Here is a 2455-nt window from a genome sequence, read left to right on the forward strand (position 1 = left end):
AATGAACCACGAGTCCGTAAACGTCGCCCAAAAATTTACCCCTTGATGACGAAACCCCGGCATGAATTACGCAAGCAATTGCAAACTGCTTAAACCGCAAGGGTTTCGGCTTTTCTTAGTGCCATTCGTACATGGCGGTAGATAATCCCAAAAGTTTACCAGTAGAGCAATTGCAGCATATTCCTAATGTTATGGTGGCTTTTGATCCTTCTGGATCTGGTAATGCAGCTGCACGAGTTGTTAAGGAACTACTGCCACAGTCCAAGCGGCTCAAGTGCAAAGCTGACGATTGGAATCAGCAGCTTATAGATTATGGGCGACAGTTAAGGCAACAGCAGCAACAGCAACGCCAGCAGGAGCAGGATGATGAATTGAGTCTTTAATAGTCAGCGTTCTAGTAGTGAACTGTACAGTCACTTTTGTAGCATAAAAGTAGTTTTTTAGTAGTTAATTTTGATTCAAGTGATTTGAAATTTACTTAAATCGTCACTTTTCGCTCAAAAAACTTTCCGCCAAATATGGCGTACTGTGCGTCAGAATTCAATATTATTTTTTGGCTGGAGCATAATGTCACTGTGATATTTAAAAATGCGGAATTTAGGTGATTTACCGTAGGTTTGCCGTAGCCCTGCCATTGGTGTGCGATAATGGGAGCCAGTTTTAACCCTAATTCTCAATAGTTTTAATTAGTTGATAATTGAGGTTTCAAAATTCCATTGATTTGCCATTGAGATGCCAGAAATCAGCCATAATGGGAGCCAATTTTTGATTTTCCATAAATCAGCCATAATTCTGCCATTAGAGTAAGTTTTTAGTTCGTATGCGAAGTTTTTTTCTGACGAACTCTCTAGCGTTTACCAATTTGGGGAGAAAGTAGCGAAGCTGCTATGAGCCGCCATGCAACGCCTGAAAACGCTACCCAGAGAGAGTTTCATCAAAATTTTTCAACTTTTACCCGAAAATGAGATTTTGACCAATTGGATGCACACTTAAAGCTGTACCATTTTCATCACATGCGATCGCTGTAAACAGACGACTGATTAAAAAGACTCAAGTATTTGTATATTCCGCCTGGGAATCGATGTCTTGTAACTATCAAATCCCGACTTTTTCTCCATAAAAAAGCCCCACCGACTGATGGGGATGAAGACTGATGAATTTTTGGCACTTTTCTCTGTTATGGGTGCGCTTGGCAAAACTCTCTATCTATTCAATTCTTCTAATGGAGAGCTGCCAGTGTTAGCTGATGAACTAATGACATATTCCGGGTAGGCTGGTATGCCATGCTCGTGTAAATCCAAACCTTCTAATTCGCCTTCTTTCGACACACGCAGTGTCCCGGTTAAATTTACCAAATACATCAACCCCAGTGCCACAGAGAATGTAGACACAGTAATAATTAGGTTGCCAATAACTTGTGCGCTCAACACCTGTATTCCCCCACCATAAAACAGACCTCTTAAGGGCGCAGAGACATCAGGTAAGATGGGGCCACTCGCGCCGAATTCACCAGTGGCAAACAAGCCCAGCGACCACGTTCCCCAGATTCCGCAAAAACCATGTACAGGAACTGCACCGATGGGGTCGTCAATCCGAAGCCATTCCAAAAGGTCTATGCCTAGAATGACAACTACGCCAGCTACCGCCCCAATGATGATAGAACCTGTTGGATTCACCCAATAGCAGGGGCAAGTAATCGCAACCAAGCCTGCCAAAAACCCGTTGACTGTGAAGCTCAAATCCCACTTTTGTGTTTTCGGATATCCAAAAAACAGTGCCGACAGACCGCCGGAACATGCTGCCAAGGTAGTATTGGCGGCAACCCGTCCAGTCCCCACAAAGTCCATCGCAGAAAGTGTCGAGCCGGGGTTGAAACCGTACCAGCCGAACCACAGAATCAGACCGCCGGATGCAGCAATTACAAGGTCATGGGGTAACATCGGGCCGCCACCGTCGCGCTTGAACCGACGACCCAAACGCGGCCCGAGGACAATCGCACCCGCCAGGGCAATGAATCCCCCAATGGTGTGAACAACTGTAGAGCCTGCAAAGTCATGGAAGCCAGTTCCCAAGAAGGGCAGGAAACCATCTTTGCTGCCCATCGTTACCAGAAAACCGTCTGGACCCCAAGCCCAGTGTCCGATAATTGGGTAGATGAATCCAGAAACGCCAAAGCTGTAGAGAAGATCGCCAATAAACCCTGTCCGCCCAATCATCGCCCCAGAGGTAATCGTCGAGCAGGTGTCTGCAAAGGCAAACTGAAACAGCCAAAATGCTAGGAATGCCACACCTGAACTTTCATAAGTCGCGGGCGCACCTTGCAAGAAAAACCAATTCAGTCCAATCAAGCCGTTACCATGACTGAACATGAAGGCAAAGCCCCAGGCATAGAACAATAAACCGCAAAGACAGGTGTCAACGATGCATTCCATCAAGACATTGACGGTTTCACGAG

General features: G+C 45.8%; 2 protein-coding genes. One reads left to right on the forward strand and one right to left on the reverse strand.

Translation table 11 applies throughout. The features are described 5' to 3' along the window. The first annotated feature begins 131 nt into the window (after window positions 1-131). On the forward strand, window positions 132-383 hold the full coding sequence (locus tag CDG79_RS40095; protein WP_094346993.1) for a hypothetical protein: 252 nt from the start codon (window positions 132-134) through the stop codon (window positions 381-383). Between the two features lie 819 nt (window positions 384-1202). On the opposite strand, the gene CDG79_RS40100 is transcribed toward CDG79_RS40095, so the two are convergent. Then, the coding region (locus CDG79_RS40100) for an ammonium transporter (protein WP_094346994.1) at window positions 1203-2455 on the reverse strand (1253 nt) is incomplete at its 5' end.

The organism is Nostoc sp. 'Peltigera membranacea cyanobiont' 232, assembly GCF_002245985.1.
In the GTDB taxonomy this organism is placed as follows: domain Bacteria; phylum Cyanobacteriota; class Cyanobacteriia; order Cyanobacteriales; family Nostocaceae; genus Nostoc.